This is a genomic window from Nocardioides caeni, assembly GCF_004912195.1.
In the GTDB taxonomy this organism is placed as follows: Bacteria; Actinomycetota; Actinomycetes; order Propionibacteriales; family Nocardioidaceae; genus Nocardioides; species Nocardioides caeni.
In genome coordinates this window covers 126,550-144,107 of the sequence record NZ_STGW01000004.1, presented here as the reverse complement: position 1 = coordinate 144,107, position 17,558 = coordinate 126,550, and the positions used below count along the sequence as shown (strand labels likewise).

General features: G+C 70.6%; 15 protein-coding genes and 1 pseudogene. 10 read left to right on the top strand and 6 right to left on the bottom strand.

What is annotated here, in order from left to right:
- Positions 1–8: 8 nt before the first annotated feature.
- Genes E9934_RS08300 through E9934_RS08280 form a run of 5 tightly spaced genes read left to right on the top strand, consistent with a single transcriptional unit; the run spans position 9 to position 4,556 of the window.
- On the top strand, positions 9–566 hold the full coding sequence (locus tag E9934_RS08300) for a dihydrofolate reductase family protein (RefSeq protein ID WP_136562415.1): 558 nt from the start codon (positions 9–11) through the stop codon (positions 564–566).
- A gap of 45 nt (positions 567–611) precedes the next feature.
- On the top strand, positions 612–2,213 hold the full coding sequence (locus tag E9934_RS08295; RefSeq protein ID WP_136562414.1) for an endonuclease/exonuclease/phosphatase family protein: 1,602 nt from the start codon (positions 612–614) through the stop codon (positions 2,211–2,213).
- Between the two features lie 17 nt (positions 2,214–2,230).
- The gene (locus E9934_RS08290; RefSeq protein WP_238694842.1) at positions 2,231–2,872 is read left to right on the top strand and encodes a pyridoxamine 5'-phosphate oxidase family protein; all 642 of its coding nucleotides are present in this window, start codon (positions 2,231–2,233) and stop codon (positions 2,870–2,872) included.
- Entirely contained in the window at positions 2,859–3,728 is an 870-nt protein-coding gene (gene dapF / locus E9934_RS08285) for a diaminopimelate epimerase (protein ID WP_136562413.1), read from the top strand. The genes E9934_RS08290 and dapF overlap by 14 nt, the downstream gene beginning before the upstream one ends.
- 51 nt (positions 3,729–3,779) lie before the next feature.
- Positions 3,780–4,556 (top strand): SDR family NAD(P)-dependent oxidoreductase, encoded by a 777-nt coding sequence (locus tag E9934_RS08280; RefSeq protein WP_136562412.1) that lies wholly within the window; start codon positions 3,780–3,782, stop codon positions 4,554–4,556.
- 40 nt (positions 4,557–4,596) lie between these two features.
- On the opposite strand, the gene E9934_RS08275 is transcribed toward E9934_RS08280, so the two are convergent.
- Positions 4,597–5,142, bottom strand: a complete 546-nt coding sequence (locus E9934_RS08275) for a hypothetical protein (protein ID WP_136562411.1) — start codon at positions 5,140–5,142, stop codon at positions 4,597–4,599.
- Positions 5,143–5,295: 153 nt separating this feature from the next.
- Between E9934_RS08275 and hflX the strand changes: the two are divergent.
- A pseudogene (gene hflX, locus E9934_RS08270) lies at positions 5,296–6,898 on the top strand (GTPase HflX).
- A gap of 61 nt (positions 6,899–6,959) precedes the next feature.
- Positions 6,960–8,930, top strand: a complete 1,971-nt coding sequence (locus E9934_RS08265; RefSeq protein ID WP_238694841.1) for an ATP-dependent DNA helicase — start codon at positions 6,960–6,962, stop codon at positions 8,928–8,930.
- Here E9934_RS08265 and E9934_RS08260 read toward each other — a convergent pair.
- Positions 8,920–10,614, bottom strand: coding sequence for an MXAN_6640 family putative metalloprotease (locus tag E9934_RS08260; protein WP_136562409.1), 1,695 nt, complete (start codon positions 10,612–10,614; stop codon positions 8,920–8,922). The two genes, E9934_RS08265 and E9934_RS08260, sit on opposite strands and share 11 nt — an antisense overlap.
- Before the next feature lie 45 nt (positions 10,615–10,659).
- Entirely contained in the window at positions 10,660–11,418 is a 759-nt protein-coding gene (lexA, locus tag E9934_RS08255) for a transcriptional repressor LexA (protein WP_136562408.1), read from the bottom strand.
- Positions 11,419–11,757: 339 nt separating this feature from the next.
- Here lexA and E9934_RS08250 point away from each other — a divergent pair, with 339 nt between their 5' ends.
- Complete coding sequence (locus E9934_RS08250) at positions 11,758–12,123, top strand: LysM peptidoglycan-binding domain-containing protein (RefSeq protein ID WP_136562407.1); 366 nt, start codon at positions 11,758–11,760, stop codon at positions 12,121–12,123.
- Between the two features lie 79 nt (positions 12,124–12,202).
- Here the strand turns inward: E9934_RS08250 and E9934_RS08245 are convergent, their stop codons facing one another.
- Entirely contained in the window at positions 12,203–12,532 is a 330-nt protein-coding gene (locus E9934_RS08245) for a hypothetical protein (RefSeq protein WP_136562406.1), read from the bottom strand.
- A 58-nt stretch (positions 12,533–12,590) separates the two neighbouring features.
- Positions 12,591–13,139, bottom strand: a complete 549-nt coding sequence (locus E9934_RS08240; RefSeq protein WP_136562405.1) for a hypothetical protein — start codon at positions 13,137–13,139, stop codon at positions 12,591–12,593.
- A gap of 346 nt (positions 13,140–13,485) precedes the next feature.
- Here E9934_RS08240 and nrdR point away from each other — a divergent pair, with 346 nt between their 5' ends.
- Positions 13,486–13,974 carry a transcriptional regulator NrdR gene (gene nrdR / locus E9934_RS08235; RefSeq protein ID WP_136562404.1) on the top strand — a complete coding sequence of 163 codons (489 nt, stop codon included), beginning with the start codon at positions 13,486–13,488 and terminating at the stop codon, positions 13,972–13,974.
- Between the two features lie 109 nt (positions 13,975–14,083).
- A complete protein-coding gene (locus E9934_RS08230; protein ID WP_136562403.1) occupies positions 14,084–16,975 on the top strand; it encodes a vitamin B12-dependent ribonucleotide reductase in 2,892 nt (963 codons plus the stop codon).
- Between the two features lie 104 nt (positions 16,976–17,079).
- Here the strand turns inward: E9934_RS08230 and E9934_RS08225 are convergent, their stop codons facing one another.
- Positions 17,080–17,475, bottom strand: coding sequence for a (deoxy)nucleoside triphosphate pyrophosphohydrolase (locus tag E9934_RS08225; RefSeq protein ID WP_162851538.1), 396 nt, complete (start codon positions 17,473–17,475; stop codon positions 17,080–17,082).
- Positions 17,476–17,558 lie beyond the last annotated feature (83 nt).

Genomic DNA, 17,558 nt, shown 5'->3' with positions numbered 1-17,558 from the left:
TCGGCTCCATGACCCGCACCGTCTACTACACGGCGACCACCCTCGACGGCTTCCTCGCCGACCCCGACGACTCGCTGGCCTGGCTGATGCGCCAGGACCTCGACGAGGAGGGGCCGCAGAACTACGGCGCGTTCATCGCCGGCATCGGTGCGCTGGTGATGGGGTCCACGACCTACGAGTGGGTCCTCGACCACCTCGGCGCGACCGGCGAGGCCTGGTCCTACGCGCAGCCGACCTGGGTGATGACCACCCGCGAGCTGGCCGTGCCCGAGGGCGCCGACGTCCGGTTCGCCCGCGGCGACGTGAGGGACCTGCAGGCAGAGCTCGCCGCAGCTGCCGGCGACCTCGACGTCTGGGTCGTGGGCGGCGGCGACCTCGCCGGGCAGTACGCCGATGCGGGGCTCCTCGACGAGGTGATCGTCTCGATCGCACCCGTGGTCCTCGGTGCCGGACGGCCGCTCCTGCCGCGTCGGCTCGACCTGCGACTGGAGGAGACGTCGCGCAACGGTGCCTTCGTCACGGCCCGTTACTCGATCGACGGCGTGCTGCTCGAGGATCGGACGTAGGCTGCGGCGCCTACGACCGCCGGAGTCCCGGCCGATGGGAGACCCGTGAAGCACCTCCTCCGCCTGGCCTCCCTGGCGTCGCTCGGCGCACTGCTGCTCGCGCTGCTGGCCGTGCCGATCGCGGCGCCCGGCCCCTCCTCCGCGCTGGCGCGGGTCGCACCACCGCCGAAGGTGACCGGCGTGACCCCCGTGGGTCAGGAGTGGGTGGCCGCGAAGCTGCAGGTGCGTTGGCGGGCGATCCCCGGGGCGTCGTACCAGGTCCGGTGGGGGAGGACCACTGCGGCGCTGGCCAGGGCGAGGGTCCACCCCTCGCCCCGCGCCTCGGCCACCTCGCCCGCGCTCAGCACCCGGTGCGAGCCCTGGCGCGTCCAGGTGCGCGCCGTCCGGAGCGGACGGGTCGGGCCCTGGTCGTCCGCACGTCAGGTCCGCTTCACCAACCGCGCGCCGGGGGTCCCGGCGCTGAGGCACTCCGCCACTGTCCAGACCAGCGAGACCGCCGCCCGGGTCACGTGGGGCCGCACGCCGTACGTCGCCCGCTACCGGCTCGACTGGTCCGCGGCGCCCAACGGCTACTGGAAGGGCTTCGAGCACAACCACACCCCTTGGCAGGGCCCGGCCTCCACCGGCGTCTCGATCCAGCTGCCCGCCGCCGCGACGGCAGGTGACCGCTTCCTCCACCCGGCCTACGGCAACCCGGTCTACGGCCAGCTCAACTACGACAACGGCTGCACCCGCACCTATCGCAAGTCGGGCTGGTTCGGGTTCTTCCCCCAGTCACGCGTCCCGGACGCCGGTGACGCCGTCGCCTTCGGCACCTACAACACCGAGCTCCCGAGCCGGCTCGGGGCAGTGCCGGCCAAGATCGCGAACCTCGCCGAGAACATCGCGAGCCAGGACCTCGACGTGGTGGTGCTGCAGGAGGCGAACGACGATCGTGCGCAGTCGTTGCTCGCCCGCCTCGATGCACGGGGGCAGACGGACTGGACCAGCCATGGCGTCGGGTCGCAGCAGGTGATGTGGCGGACCTCCCAGTGGGAGCTGGTCGAGGGGACCGCCCTGGGCATGGCCAACGACGGCAACCCCGCGACCCCGCTGCCGACGCCGGGCGTGCGACTGACGCCTGCCGCCGGGGTCGCCGACCCGCAGCGACAGGACATCTTCGTCGTGTCGGTCCATCTCGAGGACACCCCGGGCGGCACGGTCGCCCAGCGCAAGCGCAACGCCAACAAGGCCGCCGGCATCCTCCTCGACCAGATCGCCGCGGCCGGCACGGCAGGTCTCCCGGTGCTCGCCGGCGGCGACTTCAAGGGGAGCTTCAGCGACGGGAGCGCGGGGTCCGGCTCCTGCGACGAGTCCAACGGCTGCGTGGGCGAGGGGCAGCCCACCTTCGTCCGCGCCGGCTTCTGGGACTCCCGCACGGCACCGGTCAAGGACGGGCTGGCCTTCGGCACCGTCAACAAGCACGTCGCGAACCCGCCGCGGAACTCCACCGGCGTCGGCAACCGCACCGACTTCCTGCTCGCGAAGGGCGCCGGCGGCTTCACCCTGCACCGCAACGTCGTGCGGACCTTCGGTGACGCGTCCGACAGCCACCAGTCCGACCACAACCTCGTCGTCGCCCACGTCGTGATCCCGCGCGTGTCCTGAGCATCTACGCTTGATCCGTGACCCGGGACGAGTGGGACGAGATCGTGGACGAGACGGCGCTGGCCGCGCTGCTCGGCGAGCCCTTGCCTGCTGCACGGGACAAGGAGCGGTCCCGGCTCTCGGACGTCGACCGCGACTGGCTGGCGTCCTCGCCGTTCTGCGTGATGGCCACATCGGATGCCGACGGACGGTGCGACGCCTCGCCCAAGGGCGACCCGGCCGGCTCGCTCGCGCTCGTCCTCGACGATCGGACCATTGCGCTCGCCGAGCGGCCCGGCAACCGGCGTGCCGACGGCTACCGCAACATCCTGGCCAACCCCCAGGTCGGCCTGAACTTCCTCATCCCCGGCCGCGGCGACACCTTGCGGATCAACGGCCGTGCCCGGCTCGTGAGCGACGCTCCCTTCTTCGACGAGATGGTCGTCAAGGGACACCGTCCGCTGCTGGCCGTGGTGGTCGAGATCGAGACGGTCTTCTTCCACTGCGCCAAGGCGTTCCTGCGTTCCGGGCTCTGGCGGCCCGAGACCTGGGCCCCGGAGGCGCACGTGCCGCGGAGGGCGGTGCTCGCGCACCGGCTGGAGACGTCGGGACGGTCGCTGGAGGAGCTCGACGACTACTACGGCCCTCGCTACGAGAAGGGGCTCTATGTCCAGCGCTGAGTCCTATGCGTTCCTCAAGGGTCACGGCACCGAGAACGACTTCGTGCTGCTGCCCGACCCCGACGGGTCGGTGCACGGTGAGCTGAGCGCCGAGCGGGTGCGGGCGCTGTGCGACCGCCGCGCCGGCATCGGTGGCGACGGCGTGCTGCGGGTGATCCGGACGACGGCCGTGGGTGAGGCAGGTGCCGGACAGACGGAGGCGGACGGCGGGGCGGAGTGGTTCATGGACTACCGCAACGCCGACGGCTCGATCTCGGAGATGTGCGGCAACGGCATCCGCGTCTTCGGCCGGCACCTCGCCCAGGCGGGTCTGGCCGATCCGGCGGGGCCCGTGCCCGTCGCCACCCGCGACGGGGTCAAGGTGCTGACCTTCGCCGGCGGTGAGGTCGACGGCGAGATCACGGTCGACATGGGCGTCCCGCGGGTCCTCGCCGACACGTCGGTCTCGGTGGGCGACCGGACCTGGCCGGCGGTCCATGTCGACATGGGCAACCCGCACGCGGTCGCCTTCCTCGACGAGGGCAGCGACCTCGCCGACGTGGGTCCGCTGCTCGAGGCGCCGGAGCACGACGCGGCCGTCTATCCCGCGGGCGTCAACGTCGAGTTCGTCCTGCGACGCGCGCCCGGCCACGTCGCGATGCGAGTCCACGAGCGGGGCTCGGGCGAGACCAGGGCGTGCGGCACGGGCGCCTGCGCGGTGATGGTGGCGGCAGCGCTCGCCGACGAGGCCGCCCGCGACACGTCCTATCGGGTGGATCTGCCGGGCGGGACGCTGCACATCTCCTGGACGGTCGACGACCGGATCATGATGACCGGCCCGGCCGTCGTGCTGGCCGAGGGCGTGACCCGTCTCTGACTGTGACACCTTTGGTGTCACGATCGACGGCGTCCCCCTATGCTCCGTGACATGGAACTCACCGGATCATCTGCCATCGTCACCGGCGGCGCGTCGGGCATCGGCGCCGCCGCTGCCCGCCAGCTCGCCGCCAAGGGCGCCACCGTCGTCGTCGCCGACCTCCAGGCCGACAAGGGCGAGGCCCTCGCCGCCGAGATCGGCGGCGTGTTCGCCCAGGTCGACGTGACCAACACCGAGCAGATCGCCGCGGCCGTCAAGGCCGCCGCCGACATCGCCCCGATCAAGGCCGTCGTCAACTCCGCCGGCATCGGCTGGGCGCAGCGCACCATCGGCCGCGACGGCACCGTCGAGTCCGCGCACTCGCTGGAGGCCTTCACCAAGGTCATCCACATCAACCTGATCGGCACCTTCGACATGGTGCGCCAGGCCGCCACGGCCATGAGCCTCAACGAGCCCGACGAGGACGGCTGCCGCGGCGCCATCGTCAACCTCGCCAGCGTGGCCGCCTTCGACGGCCAGATCGGCCAGGCGTCGTACTCCGCGTCCAAGGGCGGCGTCGTCGGCATGACCCTGCCGGTCGCCCGGGACCTCTCTGCCGCCGGCATCCGCCTCAACACGGTGGCGCCGGGACTCATCGACACCCCGATCTATGGCGAGGGCGAGGCCGCCGACGCGTTCAAGGCCAACCTCGGCCAGAACGTGCTCTTCCCGAAGCGCCTGGGCTCCGGCGACGAGCTCGCCTCGATGGTGCTGGAGTGCATCACCAACTCGTACATGAACGGTGAGGTGATCCGCGTCGACGGCGGCATCAGGATGCCCCCGAAGTGATCCCGGCCTGACCGGCCCCTGCCTCTGTGGTGCCTGGGCGTCAGCCCAGGCACCACATCGCGCCGTAGGGCCCCTTGGTGGAGCGACGCTCGGTGACCTTGCCGTCGATCGTGATGACGCAGGTCGCCGGCCGGCCGTCGTAGCCGGCCTGGACGTAGACCGCGCCGTACTTGGGCTTGCCGTAGACCGTCGTCGTCAGGCTCCACGTCCGCGCCTCGACCACCGCCTTGCCGCGCGGGTTCTCGGTGCTCGCGGGGATCAGGTAGGCGACCAGCCCCAGCGGGTTGGGGCTCGAGAGCTGGATGGTCATCGTGTGCTCGGTCAGCGAGTAGTTGCGGCCCTCGCCCGAGATCCCGTTGGGCTCACCGAGCCCCGGGAAGTCGGCGGCGACCGCGTCACCGGCGTCGGGCACCGACGTTGCCGTTCCGTCGGACGGCGCCGGGCGGGCGCGACGGGCCCGTTGCGTCGGGTCGATGCTCGCGCTGGCCGTCGGCTCGGCCGGGCGGGCCGAGTCGATCGCCGTCTCGGAGTCCTCTCCCGGATTGCGCAGCAGGAAGGTTCCCGCGATGACGAGGACTGAGATCATGATGGCGGCGAGGAAGAGTCGGTTCTCGCCCCCCGGTCGAAGAACACCCACGTCAGGTGAAACGACTGCCGGCCCTCCTGGCTACGGTGCCGCGGGTCACGCGACGAAATCGGGAAGCATCCTGCGGTCCCGGTCGTTACGCTGGACACGCCTATGACGAACCATGCTGAAGACTTCTCCCTCGCCGCCGCGCTGCGCGCCACGGAGGGCTGGGACGCCCTCGACGACGCCGATCTCGACGCTGCCGACGACCTCGATGCCGACCTCGACGAGGGTGCCGGGGCCGGTCCCGACGACGGCTTCGCGTCGGGGTACGCCGACGCGCCCGCCGCTCACGAGGCCCGCTCCACCGAGCTGACCACGGGTGACCTCGACCTGGTCGAGCGCCACGAGCTGCGCCGGGTGGCCGGCCTGCGCACCGAGCTCGAGGACATCACCGAGGTCGAGTACCGCCAGCTCCGCCTGGAGCGCGTCGTCCTCGTCGGGGTCTGGACCGACGGCACCGTCGCCGACGCCGAGAACTCGATGGCCGAGCTCGCGCTGCTCGCCGAGACCGCAGGCGCCGAGGTGTTGGAGGCGATCTATCAGCGCCGGCAGTGGCCGGACCCGGCGACCTACATCGGCCGCGGCAAGGTCGAGGCGGTCCGCGAGATCGTCCAGGCGACGGGCGCCGACACGGTGATCTGCGACGGTGAGCTCGCCCCGTCCCAGCTGCGCAACCTCGAGGACAAGGTCAAGGTCAAGGTCGTCGACCGGACGGCGCTGATCCTCGACATCTTCGCCCAGCACGCCAAGTCCCGCGAGGGCAAGGCGCAGGTCGAGCTGGCCCAGCTGACCTACATGAAGCAGCGGCTCCGTGGCTGGGGTGGCAACCTCTCCCGGCAGGCCGGTGGTCGCGCCGCCGGTGGTGACGGCATCGGTGGCCGCGGTCCCGGTGAGACCAAGATCGAGACCGACCGCCGCCGCATCAACGACCGGATCGCCAAGCTGCGCCGCGAGCTCAAGGGCATGTCGGGCGCCCGCGACACCAAGCGCCAGGGGCGGCGCCGCAACGAGATCCCGTCGGTCGCCATCGCCGGCTACACCAACGCCGGCAAGTCCTCGCTGCTCAACCGACTGACCGGGTCGGGCGTGCTCGTCGAGGATGCGCTGTTCGCCACCCTGGACCCGACCACGCGGCGCACCGAGACGGCCGACGGCCGNTCGTCGAGGATGCGCTGTTCGCCACCCTGGACCCGACCACGTTTTTTTGAGCGACACCGTCGGCTTCGTCCGCCACCTGCCGCACCAGCTCGTCGAGGCGTTCCGCTCGACCCTGGAGGAGGTCGCCGACGCCGACCTGATCGTCCACGTCGTCGACGGCTCCCACCCCGATCCCGAGGGGCAGCTGACGGCGGTGCGCGAGGTGCTCGCCGACGTCGGCGCCACCGAGATCCCCGAGCTCGTCGTCATCAACAAGACCGACATCGCCGACCCGCTGGTCGTCGACCGGCTGCGGCGGCGCGAGCCGCACTCGGTCGCCGTGTCGGCCCACACCGGGGAGGGGATCGCGGAGGCGCTGGCCGCGATCGAGGCCGACCTGCCGCGTCCGCGCGTCGAGTTCACCGCGCTGGTGCCCTATGCCCGCGGCGATCTCGTCGACCGGATCCACAAGGACGGCGAGATCACGGGCATGGAGCACACCGCCGACGGCACCCGCATCAGCGGCCGCGCCTCCGAGGCGCTGGCCAGCGAGCTCGCGGCCTACGCGGTCTGAGCTCGTCGGGCCTGTGGATCCGGCGCCGGACCCGTCGGCCCCACGCTCTAGGGTTCTGCCGGTGACCACCCCCGTCAGCGACCTGCTCTCCACGGCCGTCGCAGCGCTCGGCGGACAGCAGCGCGACGGCCAGGTCGCGATGGCCGAGGCGGTCGCCACCGCCTTCGCCGAGAAGCAGCACCTCCTCGTGCAGGCGGGGACCGGCACGGGCAAGTCGTTGGGCTACCTGGTGCCGGCGCTCCTCCATGACCGCCGGGTCGTCGTCGCGACCGCAACCCTCGCGCTGCAGCCCCAGCTGGTGGAGCGCGACCTGCCGCGGCTGGTCAAGGCGGTCGGCACGGTGCCGGGTGTCGACGCCAGCTATGCCGTCCTCAAGGGGCGTTCCAACTACGCCTGCCTGCACCGGGTCCGCCAGGGCGCGCCCGACGACCAGGGCGAGCTGATCCAGGCCGAGGCGGCGCTCGGCTCGATGGGCAAGAAGGTCCTCGAGCTGCGCGAGTGGGCCGAGCAGGTCGCCGAGGACGGCGGCACGGGCGAACGCGACGAGGCTCCTCGTCACACCGAGCGCGAGTGGCGCCAGGTCGCCGTCTCGGCACGTGAGTGTCTCGGCGCTTCCAAGTGCCAGTTCGGCGAGGAGTGCTTCGCGGAGCGGGCGAAGGAGAAGGCCCAGCGCTCCCACCTCATCGTCACCAACCACTCCCTGCTCGCGATCGACGCGGTCGAGGGCATCCCGATGATCCCCGACTACGACGCCGTCATCATCGACGAGGCCCACGAGCTCGCCGCCCGCGTCACCCAGGCCGCCACCGACGAGCTGTGGGCGGCCGAGGTGGAGCGCGCCGCCCGCCGCAGCGTGCGCCACGTCGACGGCAGCGAGGGCGACGACCTCGCCGACGCTGCCGACGCCCTGCGGTCCGCGGTCGCCGAGGCCAGGCCCGGACGCTTCGAGCGGATCCCGGAGGATCTCGCCGACGCACTGGCCCTCGTCCGCGACGCGGCTCGCGCCTGCGTCTCCGCCTTCCCTAAGGCCGAGCAGGGCAGTGACCCCGACCCCGCGCTCACCCAGGCCAAGGGCATGGTCCAGGAGGTCTTCACGACGGCGGAGCGGATGGCTGCGGCGTCCGAGTCCGACGTACTGTGGCGCACGGAGGGCTCCGACCGGATGCCGCCGGTCCTGTGCATCGCGCCGTTGCAGGTCTGGGGCCAGATGCGCGACAAGCTCCTGGCCGACAACACCGTCGTGATGACGTCGGCGACGCTGATGCTCGGCGGCGACTTCAGCTCGGTCGCGACCTCGGTCGGGCTCAAGCCGTCCGAGCAGCTGGCGGCCCCGTCTGCGTCGGCGACGGTGGCGCCCGACGCCCAGCCATGGCGTGGCCTCGACGTCGGCAGCCCGTTCGACTATTCACGCCAGGGCATCCTCTACGTCGCCCGGCACCTTCCCCCGCCGGGTCGCGACGGCCTGGGCAAGGCACAGCTCGACGAGATCACCGAGCTGGTCGACGCGGCCGAGGGGCGCACGCTCGGACTCTTCTCCAGCCGACGGGCGGCGGAGGCCGCTGCGGAGCACGTCCGGTCAGCCCTGCCGCACCTCACCACGCTGGCGCAGGGGGAGGCACAGCTGCCCGAGCTGGCTCGACAGTTTGTGGAGGACCCCCACACGTGCCTGTTCGGCACCCTGGGCCTGTGGCAGGGGCTCGACGTGCCGGGCGACACCTGCCAGCTGGTCATCATCGACCGGATCCCGTTCCCGCGCCCTGACGACCCGTTGATGAGCGCGCGCCAGAAGGCGGCCGACCAGGCGGGTGGCAACGGCTTCATGCAGGTCGCCGCCACCCATGCCGCGCTGCTGCTCGCCCAGGGGGCGGGCCGGCTGATCCGCACGACCAGCGACCGGGGCGTCGTCGCGGTCCTCGACCCGAGGTTGGCGACGGCGCGCTACGGCAGCTTCCTCAAGGCGAGCCTGCCGCCGATGTGGCCGACGACGGACCCCGCCGTCGTGCGCTCGGCGCTGACCCGCCTCAGGGGTTGACGGCGCGGACCGTGATGGCCTGCGCCATGCGGTCGTCGACGGGGCGGCCGCCGCACGTGTAGTAGGGGCGCTCGTCCGCGGGGGCGGTGTCGCACGCGGTGTAGCGGGCGCTGGCGTTGACCGCGTCGACCTCGATCCAGTCGACCGAGCTCCCGAACGGATAGGTGACGGTGGCGTTGCCGGCGGCGTTGAGGGGGATCACCCGCAGACGGGCACCCTCCCCGCGAGGCTTGAACAGCACGTAGGCGAACCCGCCAGCCTCCCTGTCGTTGAGGTTGACCTTGATCTCGAGCCGCTTGGAGCCGCGGAAGTCGGAGGTGAAGCGGTAGTGCCGGGCACTGAGGTGGTCCAGGCTGAACCGGACCCGCTTCGCGGTGTCGGACGGGCTGATCCGATAGCTCGACGAGAGGCCGGCAGGTCGGTAGGCCGCACCCTCGGCATAGAAGGACCTCGGGCGGCGGTTCCACGCCGTGAACTTGGCGAACTCCGTGGTGAGGTCGGTGCCGCGCGCCTCGAGCGCGGAGGAGATGGCCTGGACGGAGTACATGCTCTCCGCCCCGGTCCCGGTGTGGGACAGCTTCTCCCAGATCTCACGGATGATCACCGGCATGTCGCCCTGGGAGGCCGGGAAGCGCTGGCCGAGGAACTGCATGAAGATCCAGGAGGCGTAGGGGGTCAGGCCGCTCCACAGGTCCAGCGACTTGGCGGGGCGTCCCAGGGGACCGTAGGGCAGGTACTGGCGGTTGTCGTTGACGGTGTCGTAGAAGATGTCCTCGGCCCACGTCGCCGTCGACTCGAAGAACCAGGCGTCCTCGTAGAAGTCGTAGGCGAACTGCACCGCGTGGAAGAACTCGTGGGCCGCGGTCACCCGCAGGTTGCCCTGCGGGGTGTGGGTCGGGAACTGGCTCGACTTGTAGTCGTTGTCGAGCACGCAGTAGGGCGCGACGGTGACGTGGGCGTTCTCTGCGTCGTTGGTCCAGCAGTAGCCGTAGAGCGGGAAGGCGCCGCCACCGATGTCGGCGACGTAGATGTCCGTCTGTGCGGTGCCGTCGGCGCCCTCGTCGGAGACGACGGGGCGGTAGCCCGCGTTGACATAGCGCTTCGCGACCGTCGTCATGGTGGCGAGGGTGAACTCGACGTAGTCGGGGGCGCCGCCGGCAGTGCCGTTCCAGGAGCCGCCGGGGCCGTTGTTGTCGCCGGGGACCCGGTGGGGTCCGGTCTTCGTGTAGTGCACGCAGATCAGGGCGTTGCACAGCTTCTGCACCGGCGCCGAGCCGAAGCAGGCGTAGTCGGAGTCACTGCAGGTGGACACGGGGTCCGTCGGACGCGCCAGCAGTCGCTGGGCCACCTTCTGCTTGGCGGGGCTGAGGTAGTCCTGCAGCGAGGAGAGGTCACGCAGTGCCGAGGTGAACTCCTGGTGCGCGGCCGGGTCGGGCTGCGCGGCGGTGTCCGGCTCGCCGGGCGCGATCGCCGCCTCGACGGTCTCCAGTGCCTGCTCGGCCACCTGCTCGTTGGTGAGGTCGTCGTCGCCGGGCGCCGTGGCGGGGGCGGGCGCGCCGGCCGGTCGGTCCGGAGCCGCCTGGGCGGGCGCACCCACCAGGGACACCACCATCAGACCGGCGGTCAGGGCAGCAAGGACGAGGGCCAGCAGGCCGCGGACCGGGGCCCGGCGCAAGGACGTCATGGGGAAGGCGCTTTCGCAGACGGCGAGGGACCGCCCCACCGTACGTCACACCTTGCGCAGGACCGCGGTCACCTTGCCGAGGATCGTGGCGTTCGTCCCGTCGATGGGCTCGAAGGCGGGGTTGTGGGGGAGCAGCCAGACCTGGCCGTCCTTGCGCTGGAAGGTCTTCACGGTCGCCTCGCCGTCGATCATCGCCGCGACGATCTCACCGTTCTCCGCGGTGGGCTGCTGGCGGATCACGACGTAGTCGCCGTCACAGATGGCAGCCTCGATCATCGACTCGCCCTGCACCTCGAGGAGGAACAGCTGGCCGTCGCCGACCAGCTGGCGCGGCAGCGGGAAGACGTCCTCGACCCGCTCCTCGGCGAGGATCGGGCCACCGGCGGCGATCCGACCGACGACCGGGACGTTGGTCGGGACCGGTGCGGCGTCCCCGATCCCGGTCTCGTCGATCACCGACTCCTCGGCACTGCCCATCGCCCGTCGTGCCGCCAGCACCTCCGGAAGGAAGACCTCCAACGCGCGCGGCCGGTTGGGGTCGCGCTTGAGGAAGCCCTTCTCCTCCAGCGCTCGCAGCTGGTGGGCGACGCTGGAGGAGCTGGTGAGCCCGACGGCCTGACCGATCTCGCGCATGCTGGGCGGGTAGCCACGCTTCTCGATGCTGTCCTTGATGTGCGCGAGGATCCGCTGCTGGCGCGGCGTCAGACCGGTGCTGTCGGCCGGCCCGTCGGGCAGCTCGGAGACCGCGCCCTTGGTGCTGCGCTTGCTGCTCGTGCTCGTCGACTCGCCCTTGCGGTCGGCCATGGTGCCCTCCAATTCGCCGGCAGCTCGCCAGCGGGATCGCGACGGCTTGCCGGCAGCTCGCCAGCTGGTCCGGTGCGTCCACGCTAGTGGATCGACGGGACCGTTTCAAACATCTGTTCGAACGGCGTGTCGCCCGGTTCCGGGACCAGAGGGGCTCGAACGAATATTCGAGAGGCACTGGATTTGTTCGAACACCTGCTCTAACCTCGTACATGTGTTCGATCGAACGGTTGATCGAACGGCTGGGTGACCAGCTGATTGAACAGGTTGTGTCGGAGGGCTCCGCGAGTCTTCCCCCACCACATCGATCCGACCCCGCTCCTTCCCCCGGAGGTCCCCATGAGCACCATCACCCTGGCCCCGCAGTCCGTCCGCCGGCCCGTCGCGGGTCCGACGGCGCGTCCGTCCTCCTCGGTACGTCTGACGCGCCGCGGCCGACTGGTGGTCTTCGTGCTGGCCCTGCTGGTGGTCGCCACGGTGGCCCTGTCGCTGGCGGCGGGCTCGGCTGCGAGCGGCGAGAGTGGCGGCGACCCGGCGATCGAGCTCGTGACCGTGGCTCCCGGTGAGACGCTGTGGGACATCGCCGGCGACGTCGCCGGTGGCGGCGACGTCCGTGACGTCGTGGCCGAGATCCAGCAGCTCAACGCGCTCGACTCGAGTGTCGTCTACGCCGGCCAGGAGCTGCGCGTGCCCGCGTCCCGCTAGGGCCGCCCGTGATCACTCCGCCGCTTCGACCCCGGCGGAGGTTGGGGAAGCCGAAGGGTGGCGAGATGCGCTGTCGACCTCACCGGGCAGCGCGCTTGCCGCCCTTCGGCGCGTTCGGGTCGCGTTGCGGTCGTGGGTCGGGTGTCGCGGTCAGACCGAGGGCGCGGGTGATGCGGACGACCAGCATGAACGCGAGGAACAGGCAGAAGATGGCGCCGATGCTCGCGACGGCGAGGAAGAACCAGGCGCTGGTCCGTCCGTCGTGCCGGGCTGAGGCGCCGAAGTCGATGGCGGCGATGACGAGGTATCCCCAGGCGACCAGCGCGAAGGTGGCCCCGAGGGCGAGCAGGAGCAGGTCGGGGCGCAGTCGCGCCTTCTGTCGCTGCCCGCTCCGCTTTCCTCCCGCCACGGCCGCCATTGTGTCCGATGGGTGGAGGGTTCGCGTCGGAACCCTCCACCTCGGCGGGTCAGCTGGGGAGTTGCGCGACCGCGTAGGAGATCAGCGTCGAGCCGCTGCCGTCCTCGACGACGGCGACCGTCACCGAGTAGTCGCCCTTGGCGAAGAGCGCCCCGTCGGGGATCGCACCTGCGGTCTGCTCGTCGAAGCCGGCTTCGGTCAGAGCCTCGGATGCCTCGGTGAGCGCGGCGTCCTTGGCTCCGTCGTAGGACGTGGCCACCGACCAGCCGACAGCGCCGGGCGTGTCGATGGCAGCGCCCTGCTCGACCTGGCCGACCAGCGGGATGTCGTCCTCGGGGAAGCCCTCGGGAAGGTCGCCTCCGGTCTCGACGTCGACACCCGAGGACTCCTCGAGCTCCTCCAGCTGGCTCTCTGCGTCGGCGGCGGCGTCGTCGGCGGCGGCGTCAGCTGCATCGTCGCTCTTGTCCTCCGACGAGTTGCTCGAGCCCTTGTCGTCATCGCCTCCGGAGCTGTCGTCGCCGCAAGCGCTCAGCGCGAACGGCAGGATGGCTGCGGTGGCGAGCGCGGCGACGGCGCGCCGCCAGGGGGTGGTGGTCATGGAGATGCCTCTCAGTCGGTCGTGCGGTCCGCGGATCGTGGGCGACACGCGGGCGTGGACGGCTGTCCATCGGGCAGTTTCACGCCCTGTGACGTGCGCAAACGCCCTGCGGGAAAAAATTCCCGCAACTCATCCCACCCCGGCCATGCACCCGTGGTGAGCCCGGCGTACGGTTACCACTACATCTAGTAGTTACAACGATGTAGTTCTCCACATCTAGTCCACAGGACGAGGGGTGGGGATGCACAGAAACCGCTCCCTCGTGCACAGTCGAACCGTGGTTCTCCACAGCGTTGGTCATCCACAATGTTCGCCCGCCAGGAGCCGATCCGAGAGGAGAGAGACCATGCACTGTCCCTACTGCAAGCACACGGACACCAAGGTCCTCGACTCCCGGGTCGCCGATGACGGCAGCTCCATCCGCCGTCGCCGGATGTGCCAGGACTGCGAGAAGCGCTTCACGACGGTCGAGCTGATGCAGCTGACGATCCTCAAGCGTTCCGGTGCGACCGAGCCGTTCAACCGGGTGAAGGCCATTGCCGGCGCCCGCAAGGCGTGCAAGGGCCGCCCGGTCGACGAGGACGACCTGGCCCGGCTCGGCCAGGAGGTCGAGGACCAGCTCCGCCTCGCGGGCAGTCCCGAGATCGCCGCCCACGAGGTGGGGCTGGCCATCCTGACGCCGCTGCGTCGCCTCGACGAGGTCGCCTACCTGCGCTTCGCCTCGGTCTACCGCGGTTTCGAGTCCGCGGCCGACTTCGAGAACGAGATCGCCCTGCTGCGCGCCGAGCGCCAGCTGGCACCGGACCTCAGTCCGGCCCCAGCCCCGACGGGCTGACCACGAACGCCCGGCAGGTAGTGGGGAAGCTGCCTGCCGGGCCATCACTCTTCCCCTGCTCCCGCCACGCACCGCCGCACCCGCCGCCACCCAGGAAATCAGGAGAGTCATGACCGAGACGGCCAGCAACACCAACGCTGCCACCCAGCAGGCACTGAAGATCGAGCGCGTCTTCAGCACCGAGGGCGTCCACCCCTACGACGAGATCACCTGGGAGCGCCGCGACGTCGTCCAGACCAACTGGAAGACCGGCGAGACCGTCTTCGAGCAGCTCGGCGTGGAGTTCCCCGACTTCTGGTCCCTCAACGCGTCCACGATCGTCACGACGAAGTACTTCCGTGGAGCGGTCGGCACGCCCGAGCGTGAGACGGGGCTGCGGCAGCTGGTCGACCGGGTCGTGAAGACCTACACCAAGGCCGGCATCGAGCACGGCTACTTCGCGTCCGCGGCGGACGCCGAGGTGTTCGAGCACGAGCTGACCTGGCTGCTCGTGCACCAGTACTTCTCGTTCAACTCTCCCGTGTGGTTCAACGTCGGCACGAAGTCCCCGCAGCAGGTCTCGGCCTGCTTCATCCTCTCGGTGGATGACTCGATGGACTCGATCCTCAACTGGTACAAGGAGGAGGGCTTCATCTTCAAGGGCGGCTCCGGCGCCGGTCTGAACCTCTCCCGGATCCGCTCCTCCAAGGAGCTGCTGTCCTCCGGCGGCACGGCGTCGGGCCCGGTCTCCTTCATGCGCGGCGCCGACGCGTCGGCCGGCACCATCAAGTCGGGCGGCGCCACGCGTCGCGCGGCCAAGATGGTCGTCCTCGACGTCGACCACCCCGACATCGAGGAGTTCGTCGAGACCAAGTGGCGCGAGGAGGACAAGATCCGCGCCCTGCGTGACGCCGGCTTCGACATGGACCTCGGCGGCAAGGACATCACCTCGGTCCAGTACCAGAACGCCAACAACTCGGTCCGCGTCAACGACGAGTTCATGAAGGCCGTCGAGAACGGCACCGAGTTCGGCCTGCGCTCGCGCAAGGACGGCTCGGTCATCGAGACGGTCGACGCCCGCAGCCTCTTCCGCAAGATCAGCGAGGCCGCCTGGGCCTGCGCCGACCCGGGCCTGCAGTACGACGACACGATCAACGACTGGCACACCAACCCCGAGACCGGCCGGATCACCGCGTCCAACCCGTGCTCGGAGTACATGTCGCTCGACAACTCCTCGTGCAACCTCGCCTCGCTCAACCTGCTGAAGTTCCTGCGCGACGACGACACCTTCGACGCCCCGCTCTTCGCGAAGGCCGTCGAGTTCATCATCACCGCGATGGACATCTCGATCTGCTTCGCCGACTTCCCGACCGAGCCGATCGGCGAGACCACCCGCGACTACCGCCAGCTCGGCATCGGCTACGCCAACCTCGGCGCCCTGCTGATGGCGATGGGCCTGGGCTACGACTCCGACGGCGGTCGCGCGATGGCGGCCACCATCACGTCGCTGATGACCGGCACGTCGTACCGCCGCTCGGCGGAGCTCGCCGCCGTCGTCGGTCCCTACGCCGGCTACGCCCGCAACGCCGAGGCGCACAACCGCGTGATGCGCAAGCACCAGGCTGCCAACGACGACGTGCGCACCTTGCACATCGCCGACACCGAGGTGCACAAGCTGGCCACCGAGGAGTGGGCCAAGGTCGTCGACCTCGGCAAGACCAACGGCTTCCGCAACGCGCAGGCCTCGGTCCTCGCCCCGACCGGCACCATCGGCTTCATGATGGACTGCGACACGACCGGCATCGAGCCGGACTTCTCGCTGGTCAAGTTCAAGAAGCTCGTCGGCGGCGGCTCCCTGCAGATCGTCAACCAGACGATCCCGCGGGCGCTGACCAAGCTCGGCTACGACGCCGAGAAGGTCGAGGCGATCGTCGACTACATCGGTGAGCACGGCCACGTGGTCGACGCTCCCGGCCTGAAGCCCGAGCACTACGAGGTCTTCGACACCGCGATGGGTGAGCGGTCCCTCAAGCCGATGGGCCACGTCAAGATGATGGCGGCCTGCCAGCCGTTCCTGTCCGGTGCCATCTCCAAGACCGTCAACCTGCCGGAGTCGGCGACGGTCGAGGAGATCGAGACGATCTACCTGGAGTCGTGGAAGCTCGGCCTCAAGGCCACCGCGATCTACCGTGACAACTGCAAGGTCGGCCAGCCGCTGGCCGACGGTGGCGGCAAGGCCAAGAAGGACGCCGCCGCCGCGGACGCCGCTGCCGCTGAGACGGTCGTCGAGAAGGTCGTGGAGAAGGTCGTCTACGCCCCGACCCGCAAGCGCCTGCCGAAGTCGCGGACCGCTCGCACCACGTCCTTCTCGGTCGCCGGTGCCGACGGCTACATGACCTCCGGTGCCCACGACGACGGCACGCTGGGTGAGATCTTCCTCAAGCTCGGCAAGCAGGGCTCGACCCTGGCCGGCGTGATGGACGCCTTCTCGATCGCGGTCTCGATCGGCCTGCAGTACGGCGTGCCGCTGGAGACCTACGTCTCGAAGTTCACCAACCTCCGCTTCGAGCCCGCCGGTCTCACCGACGACCCGGACGTCCGGATGAGCCAGTCGATCATGGACTACGTCTTCCGCCGCCTGGCGCTCGACTACCTCCCGTTCGACGAGCGCTCGGCCCTCGGCATCTACTCCGCCGAGGAGCGCCAGCGCCACCTCGAGACCGGTTCCTACGAGCCCCTCGAGGAGACGGGCAACGCCTCCGAGCTGCTCGAGTCCCTGCCGGTCGCCAAGGCCGCGCCGGTCGAGGCGATCGTGGTCGAGTCCGACGTCGTGGATGCCGATCCGCTGGCCGGCGCTCCGACCGTCGAGACCAAGACCGCCAAGACGACCGCCGAGCTGCTCGAGCAGATCACCGGCCACGCCGTCGACAGCCCGCTCTGCATGACCTGCGGCACCAAGATGCGCCCAGCCGGCTCCTGCTACGTCTGCGAGGGCTGCGGCTCCACCAGCGGCTGCAGCTGATCACAGCACGACCCGACGGCCCGGTCCCTCTTCGGAGGGGCCGGGCCGTCGGCGTGGGGGATCGACCGGGATCTGATCAGCCTGTTTGATCAGATCCCGGTCGATCAGGCCGAGTTGAAGGCGGCCGCCACCACCTCGACGGCCGGTACGTCGGCAGGTGCCCAGTCGAGGCAGGCGAGGTCGCCCGGCGCGACCCACCGGAGCTCGGCGTGCTCGGTGAGCCGTGGCACGCCGCCGACGAGCCGACACCAGAAGGTGGTCAGCACGACGACGACCCGGCCGTCGTCGTACGGCGACGTCGCGATCTCCTCGTCGACCTCGACCGTGCAGCCGAGCTCCTCGTCGATCTCCCGGACCAGGGCGCCGCGGGGTGACTCCCCGGGCTCCACCTTGCCGCCGGGGAACTCCCACTTGCCGGGCAAGGAGCCGTCCGGGCCGCGCTGGGCGCACAGGACGAGGCCGTCGCGGACCACGACGGCACCGACGACGGGGATCTCCACGGGCCCAGTCTCGCGCAGACCCGCTTGCTACGGTCGCGAGGTGCCTGCCCCCGACGAGCCCGGCCAGCCCGGCCAGCCCGGCG

Bases quoted from the DNA above. Each gene is read 5' to 3' on its own strand.
- E9934_RS08300 (WP_136562415.1), top strand. From the start codon at position 9: ATGACCCGCACCGTCTACTACACGGCGACCACCCTCGACGGCTTCCTC.
- dapF (WP_136562413.1), top strand. From the start codon at position 2,859: ATGTCCAGCGCTGAGTCCTATGCGTTCCTCAAGGGTCACGGCACCGAG.
- E9934_RS08280 (WP_136562412.1), top strand. From the start codon at position 3,780: ATGGAACTCACCGGATCATCTGCCATCGTCACCGGCGGCGCGTCGGGC.
- E9934_RS08275 (WP_136562411.1), bottom strand. From the start codon at position 5,142: ATGATCTCAGTCCTCGTCATCGCGGGAACCTTCCTGCTGCGCAATCCG.
- E9934_RS08260 (WP_136562409.1), bottom strand. From the start codon at position 10,614: ATGACGTCCTTGCGCCGGGCCCCGGTCCGCGGCCTGCTGGCCCTCGTC.
- lexA (WP_136562408.1), bottom strand. From the start codon at position 11,418: ATGGCCGACCGCAAGGGCGAGTCGACGAGCACGAGCAGCAAGCGCAGC.
- E9934_RS08250 (WP_136562407.1), top strand. From the start codon at position 11,758: ATGAGCACCATCACCCTGGCCCCGCAGTCCGTCCGCCGGCCCGTCGCG.
- E9934_RS08240 (WP_136562405.1), bottom strand. From the start codon at position 13,139: ATGACCACCACCCCCTGGCGGCGCGCCGTCGCCGCGCTCGCCACCGCA.
- nrdR (WP_136562404.1), top strand. From the start codon at position 13,486: ATGCACTGTCCCTACTGCAAGCACACGGACACCAAGGTCCTCGACTCC.
- E9934_RS08230 (WP_136562403.1), top strand. From the start codon at position 14,084: ATGACCGAGACGGCCAGCAACACCAACGCTGCCACCCAGCAGGCACTG.